Genomic DNA, 6,247 nt, shown 5'->3' with positions numbered 1-6,247 from the left:
CGCGCCGCTTCCGTCCTCACTGGGAGATGTGATGTGGAAGGCGTCTCCGGTGGCCCCATAGCCCACCAGCTCCGCGTAGATCCGCGCGCCCCGCGCAAGTGCATGCTGAAGCTCCTCCAGTACCACCACGCCTGCGCCCTCGCCCAGTACAAAACCGCTCCGGTCTTTGTCAAAGGGAATGGACGCCCGGGCCGGGTCTGTCTCTTCTGTCAGAGCCGTCAGCGCCTGGAAGCCTGCCACGCCGGTGGGACAGATACAGCTCTCCGCACCGCCTGCCAGCATGATATCCGCGTCATCGTACTGGATAGCCCGGAACGCGTCGCCGATGCAGTGGGTTCCGGACGCGCAGGCTGTCACCACATTTGTGCATTTTCCGCGCAGTCCCAGCTGGATGGAGATATTGCCTGCTGCCATATTGGAAATCATTTTCGGCACCATCAGGGGCGCTACCCGCTTTACATTCCCCTTCAGGATTTTTGCGTACTCGCTCTCCACTGTCTCCAGGGAGCCGATGCCTGAGCCTACGATGACGCCTGCCCGGAAGGGATCCTCCTCTTCCAGATGCAGATCCGCGTCTGCAAAGGCCTCTTTGGCCGCTGCCACCGCATACTGGGAAAAACGTTCCATGCGCTTTGCTGCCTTGGGATCCATACGCTCCGCCGCATCGAAATCCCTGACCTCCGCCGCCAGCTTTACCTTAAAGCTTTCTGTATCAAAACGGGTAATCTCACCGATTCCTACCCGGCCCTCCCGGATTCCCTGCCAGAATTCCGGTACGGTATTGCCGATGGGGGTCACTGCGCCCAGTCCCGTTACAACCACTCGTCTTTTCATTTATTTCTAAGCTCCTCTAATTCGCCTGTGTTACATTACCATGCCGCCGTCTACGTTCAGTACCTGTCCGGTGATATATGCCGCGTCGTCGGAAGCCAGGAAGGCCGCCGCTTTCGCCACATGCTCCGGTTTTCCAAAATGTCCCAGCGGAATCTGGGCACTCATCTGCTCTCTGATTTTCTCACTGAGCTTGCCCGTCATGTCTGTCTCGATAAAGCCCGGCGCAATGGCGTTGACCGTAATGCCGCGGGCTGCCAGCTCCTTCGCCGCCGTCTTTGTCATGCCGATGACGCCTGCTTTGGAAGCCGCGTAGTTGGTCTGACCTGCATTTCCGACGATGCCGACTACCGAGGCCAGATTGATGATGCGACCCGCCCGCTGCTTCAGCATCTGCCGGGACACAAAACGCATGGTATGAAAGGTTCCCTTCAGGTTCGTGTCCAGGACTGCGTCGAATTCCGCCTCGGACATTTTCATCAACAGATTATCCCGGGTAATGCCCGCGTTGTTGACCAGAATGTCGATCCGCTTGTATTGTTCCAGTACGCCGTTTACCATCTGTTCACAGGCTGCGTAATCAGCCACATTGCATTGCCAGGCTGCCGCTTTGCCGCCTGCCGCCTCGATGGCCTGCACCGTTTCGGCTGCCGCCGCTTCGGAGCCGTTGTAATTGACGATGACAAAGGCCCCCTTTGCCGCGAGCTCTATGGCGATGGCCCGGCCAATGCCCCGGGACGCGCCTGTTACCAGGGTGATTTTTCCGTCTAAACTCATTCTTTTATCTCTTTCCTGTCCCAGCTTTCCTTTTTCGAAAACTGCCTTCTTTAAAATCTGCTTTTTCCTCTTTTTACTGTACCAGACTCTCCATATCTTCCCATGCTGCCACATGATAAACCTTCACGCCCGGGTTGATTTTCTTCAGAAATCCGGCAAGCGTCCGACCCGGCCCGATTTCCACAAAGGTATCCGCGCCGTCCGCGATCATGGCCTCCACGCTCTGCTGCCAGCGCACCGGAGAGGATACGCCCTTCGCCAGAAGCGGAGCGATTTCCGCTTTATCCGTAACCTTTGCCGCCGTCACATTGGCGTAGTAAGGTACGTCTAACTCATGGAATTCTACTTTGGCAAGCTCCTCTGACAGCTTCTCTCCCGCGCTTTCCAGGAGTGGGGAATGGAACGGTCCGCTGACCTTCAAGGGAACCACACGTCTGGCCCCTGCAGCCTTCAGCTTTTCTGCTGCCGTCTCTATCGCCGCCGTTCTTCCGGTAATCACAAGCTGACCCGGACAGTTATAATTGGCAATGGTCACGCCATCGACGCCGGAAAGCACCGTCTCGATCACTGCCGTCTCCATTCCCAGCACCGCGCACATGGCTCCCTCACCTGCCGGGATCGTATTCTGCATGAGTAATCCCCGCTTCCGCACCAGACGGATGGCGTCCGGTGGACTCATGCCGCCTGCCGCCGCGATGGCCGCGTACTCGCCAAGGCTTAAGCCCGCCGTCATATCCGGTCTGAAGCCACGCTTTCGAAGCTCTGCCGCCATGGCCAGACAGGCCGTCACCAGACAGGGCTGGGTGTATTCTGTCAGGTGGATCTGCTCATTTTCCTCAAAGCAGGTATCCTTAAGATCGAAATCCAATGCCGCGTCCGCCTCGTCAAAAAGCTGCCGCGCCAGGGTACTATTTTCGTAAAAATCCTTTGCCATGCCCGCCTTCTGGGCTCCCTGTCCCGGGAACATCCACACGGTTTTACTCATACTTTGCCGCTCCCTTTAAGACCTTTTCCGTCTCTGCCATAACGTTTTCCACGACTTCCTTACAGGGAAGCTCATCCTTCACCAGTCCTGCTATCTGGCCTGACATAACACTGCCGTTTTTCACATCGCCCTCCACGACAGCCTTTCGAAGGCCGCCCAGGGTCAGATATTCCAATTCCTCTGCTGTGGCTCCCGCCGCTTCCATTTCCAGATACTTCTTTGTCATTTCATTGCGAAGCGCCCGGACCGGATGACCGGTGGTCCGGCCTGTAACGCGGGTGTCGATATCCCGGGCTTTCAGCACCTTCTCCTTATAATTCGGATGCACCTGGCACTCGGTGGTGGCCACAAATCGGGTGCCCATCTGCACGCCCTCCGCACCCAGCATCAGGGCCGCCGCCACGCCTCTGCCGTCGGCGATGCCGCCTGCGGCGATAACCGGAATCTCTACCGCGTCCACCACCTGGGGCACCAGCGCCATGGTGGTACTCTCGCCCACATGCCCGCCGGACTCGCAGCCCTCGGCCACTACCGCGTCTGCGCCGCAGCGCTCCATACGCTTTGCCAGGGCCACGGAGGCAACCACCGGAATTACCCTGATGCCTTTGGATTTCCACAGATCCATGTATTTTTCCGGGTTGCCCGCACCGGTGGTGACTACAGCCACGCCCTCCTCGGCAATGACCTGCGCCACCTGGTCCGCGTAGGGACTCATCAGCATCACATTGACGCCAAAGGGCTTATCCGTACACTTCTTTGTCTCCCGAATCTGCTCCCGCACCCATTCCGCCGGAGCGTTGGCCGCGCCGATAATGCCAAGGCCGCCGGCTTCCGATACGGCTGCCGCCAGATGATACTCGGCCACCCAGGCCATGCCGCCCTGGATAATCGGATACCGGATTCCCAGTAAATCTGTAATTCTTGTCTGCATATGTTCTGCCTTTCCTTTGTTTTCCGCCGCATGCCACATCCGTTTTTCCGGGCTGCTTCACGAAACGAACTTTTATTTATGGTTCTCAATATAAGTGATGACGTCCTGTACTGTCTCCAGCTGTTCCAGATCCTCAGACGGGATTTCCATATCGAACTCTTCCTCCAGCGCCATAACCATCTCAAACAGGTCCAGGGAATCGGCCTTTAAATCCTCTTTGAAGGACGCTTCCAGCGTTACGCTCTCTTCCTCTACATTCAGGTTCTCTGCTACAATTTTCTTAATCTGCTCAAACATTTTCATTTTCTCCTTTTGTTTTAAAAATTTGTTTTTTAATCCCGGTTCCACTCCGTCACCGCCGCTCCCCAGATCAGTCCGCCGCCGAACCCTGCCAGCACGATTTTCTGTCCCTTTTTCAGCTGTCCGCTCCGGTTCAGCTCATCCAGCAGGATGGGGATGGAAGCGGATGAGGTGTTGCCGTAATGCTGCAGGTTCATGGGGAACTTTTCACCCGGTTCCTCCAGGCGTCTTGCCACGGCCTCCACGATGCGGCGGTTGGCCTGGTGCAGTATATATCGGGAAATGGCTTCTTTGTGAATACCATTTTTTTCCAGTACTTCCTCGATAACCTGCGGAACCCTCCGGACCGCGAATTTGAACACGGCCTGCCCATCCATTTCCATAAAATAGCTGCCTGCCGGTTCGCTGTTTCTTTCGCCCGCCGAACGAAACGGGCTGCTGCCATACCTGCCTTGCAGTGTCAATGCTTCGCCTGACGCGCCGTCAGCGTAAGTCGCCGGAAGAAAAGGGGTTCCCGCCTCCGCGCTCACCGCCACGGCTCCCGCCCCGTCTCCAAAGAGGATGCAGGTGCTCCGATCCTGCCAGTCTGTCAGCTTGGACAGGCACTCGCTTCCGATGATCAGGGCCTTTTTTACAAAGCCCGCCGCCATGTAAGCATTTACAGTATTCCATGCCACCACAAAGCCGCTGCAGGCTGCGCTCAGGTCAAAGCACTGGGCTTTTTTTGCCCCGATGGCTGCCTGCACCTCGCAGGCCGTACAGGGCATGACGCGGGTCGGCGAGATGGTAGATACCAGAATCATATCCAGCTCCTCCGCATCCATTCCGGCGTTCTGAAGCGCCCGCCGGGCCGCCTCTGCTGCCAGGTCCACGCAGGTCTCCTCTGTTGCGATATGCCGTTCCTCAATTCCGGTCCGTTCCCGAATCCACCCGTCGCTGGTCTCCACCAGCCCGGCGATATCATCGTTGGTCACGACCTTCCCCGGCCCACAGGAGCCGGTGCCTTTGATAACTCCAATCATGGCGTCTTTCGTTCCTTTTGCTTTCTGTTTTTAGTGTCTTGTAATTCAACAAAGGGGATTGTAGCAGATGGGATGGGGGTGTGGACTTTACAAAAATGGGGAAAGTGTAAGAATAAGGACGATAGACGGACGAAAACGACATGGCGTCTGGGCGGGAAATTTTCCCGCCCAGACGCCACGCCGTTTTCTGTTCGTTGATATATTTTTATGTTTTTTAGTCCCTTCGGATAATCCTCAGATGCACCACCATCTTCCCCTTCAGCTCGCTCTTCAGCACCGGGCCGAAGATGCGGGAGTCCATGGACTGGATGCGGTTGTCGCCGAGGACGAAGTACCGGTCGGCGGTCAGGGTGCAGGGATAGGTCAGGTTATTACCCTCGGGGGCGCTTTCGCCGTCGGCGTAGGGCTCGTCCTGGGGCTCGCCGTTTATGAGGAGCCGGCCATCCTTAAAGTCTACTTCGTCGCCGGGCAGACCGACGATACGTTTTACGTATTGTTCACCGGAAGGCAGACGCACAGAGACGATGTCGCCGCGATGGTATTCCGGGACGATGCGGAGATAGAGAGCCAGCTCGCCATCGTCCAGGGTGGGATACATGGAGTCGCCCTTCACGAAAAAGACCCCCACCACCAGCTGAAAGAGGAGTACAATCAGCAAAAGCAACGCCAGAAACTCTTTGAACTGCCGGAACCAGCTGCGCTTTTTACCGTCATATCTTCTTAAAATTCTCTTCTTCACGCCTCTTTCTCTCTCTTTCTGTTCAGGACTGCAGCCAACAGATGCAGAATTACACCCAGCCCCATCAGACTGGCTGCCGCAAGCTTCCCGGTGCTGCTGGTAAAGGTCTGCGCCATGGAGCCCACCCTCGGGATCGATTTTACGACCCGTCCAATGAAATAATAATAGGGAATCGGACTCATATCATTTTCCTCGTTGGCGTCGCCCTTGGTGATAAACTCGCCCATAACCGTGCTGTTGGTCACCACCCGGTGGGTAATCACAGCACTTCCGCCCTGTACGCTGTAAAACGCGATGACGTCCCCCTCCTGCACCTCTGTGGGATCCATATTTTCCACATACACCAGACTGCCTGTAGGGATCGCCGGTTCCATGCTGCCGCTGACTACCGTATAGAGCTCATAACCCAGCATCCGGGGTATGGTCAGGGGCACGCAGGCCGCGATCAGCGCCACCAAAGCCAGGGTTCCCAGCGTACTGCAGATGACCGCCAGCGGATTTCTGCCTTTTTTCTTATTCTTACTCACGGCTTTTGCTTCCTTTCCGAATGCATACTTTATACCGGCAGGATCTGCCGGTGGCAGCTCCTTACGGATACTTCGTAACAGAAACGGGGATAGGGCCCGTCTCCGAATCCTATCCTCGTCTTCTTCTCATTCTTT

8 protein-coding genes are annotated in these 6,247 nt (G+C 56.5%); all 8 read right to left on the bottom strand.

Features of this window, described 5'->3' with window-relative positions:
* A partial coding sequence (locus ACTRC3_RS08100; protein ID WP_440322718.1) for a beta-ketoacyl-ACP synthase II occupies positions 1-834 on the bottom strand: 834 nt, incomplete at its 3' end.
* Between the two features lie 30 nt (positions 835-864).
* A complete protein-coding gene (gene fabG / locus ACTRC3_RS08095) occupies positions 865-1,608 on the bottom strand; it encodes a 3-oxoacyl-[acyl-carrier-protein] reductase (RefSeq protein ID WP_349165415.1) in 744 nt (247 codons plus the stop codon).
* A 73-nt stretch (positions 1,609-1,681) separates the two neighbouring features.
* Positions 1,682-2,593, bottom strand: a complete 912-nt coding sequence (fabD, locus tag ACTRC3_RS08090; protein ID WP_440322717.1) for an ACP S-malonyltransferase — start codon at positions 2,591-2,593, stop codon at positions 1,682-1,684.
* The gene (gene fabK / locus ACTRC3_RS08085) at positions 2,586-3,524 is read right to left on the bottom strand and encodes an enoyl-[acyl-carrier-protein] reductase FabK (protein WP_178039204.1); all 939 of its coding nucleotides are present in this window, start codon (positions 3,522-3,524) and stop codon (positions 2,586-2,588) included. Before fabK ends, fabD begins: the two co-directional genes overlap by 8 nt.
* Before the next feature lie 72 nt (positions 3,525-3,596).
* Entirely contained in the window at positions 3,597-3,821 is a 225-nt protein-coding gene (gene acpP, locus ACTRC3_RS08080; protein WP_178039203.1) for an acyl carrier protein, read from the bottom strand.
* Between the two features lie 35 nt (positions 3,822-3,856).
* The gene (locus ACTRC3_RS08075) at positions 3,857-4,846 is read right to left on the bottom strand and encodes a beta-ketoacyl-ACP synthase III (protein WP_440322716.1); all 990 of its coding nucleotides are present in this window, start codon (positions 4,844-4,846) and stop codon (positions 3,857-3,859) included.
* Between the two features lie 214 nt (positions 4,847-5,060).
* The gene (gene lepB, locus ACTRC3_RS08070; RefSeq protein WP_440322715.1) at positions 5,061-5,585 is read right to left on the bottom strand and encodes a signal peptidase I; all 525 of its coding nucleotides are present in this window, start codon (positions 5,583-5,585) and stop codon (positions 5,061-5,063) included.
* Positions 5,582-6,112 carry a signal peptidase I gene (locus ACTRC3_RS08065; protein WP_178038836.1) on the bottom strand — a complete coding sequence of 177 codons (531 nt, stop codon included), beginning with the start codon at positions 6,110-6,112 and terminating at the stop codon, positions 5,582-5,584. The genes lepB and ACTRC3_RS08065 overlap by 4 nt, the downstream gene beginning before the upstream one ends.
* Positions 6,113-6,247 lie beyond the last annotated feature (135 nt).

It is taken from the genome of Laedolimicola sp., assembly GCF_051972735.1.
GTDB lineage: Bacteria > Bacillota > Clostridia > Lachnospirales > Lachnospiraceae > Laedolimicola > Laedolimicola intestinihominis.
Note: the sequence above shows the minus strand (reverse complement) of the source record. Positions and strands in the feature narration are given on the sequence as shown.